At 40.8% G+C, this 333-nt stretch carries 1 protein-coding gene; it reads right to left on the bottom strand.

What is annotated here, in order from left to right:
* Positions 1-306: hypothetical protein (locus H4O21_RS28705; protein ID WP_182812672.1), on the bottom strand; the 306-nt coding region annotated here is incomplete at its 3' end.
* Between the last annotated feature and the right edge of the window lie 27 nt (positions 307-333).

Genomic DNA, 333 nt, shown 5'->3' with positions numbered 1-333 from the left:
CCAAACCTTTGGCGCATCCCCATCGCTGTTCCCTGCCATGATTATACTCTCGCCAGCTTCGGCCACACGATGAAAAATAGACATTACAACATTACCCACTTTAATATTATCGCCAGTGTCTTTATAATCGCTTACAAGGAATTCTGGTCGTTTTACAGTATCATCATGTAATACATAGATGTGCATTTTCATCCCAGCGATGAATTGTAACTGGTCTCTAGCCCAATATTTGCCATCTGAATTTGGGGTGCGTATATACTCCGAACCTCTTAGATATTGTGGTATTACTGTGTAATTTTCCTCCATATCTGTATACGCCTTTTTACCCCAATG

The organism is Oceanospirillum sediminis (genome assembly GCF_014164585.1).
GTDB classification, from domain to species: domain Bacteria; phylum Pseudomonadota; class Gammaproteobacteria; order Pseudomonadales; family Halomonadaceae; genus Oceanospirillum; species Oceanospirillum sediminis.
The sequence above is the reverse complement of the archived record's forward strand: the minus strand, read 5'-3'. Positions and strand labels throughout refer to the sequence as shown.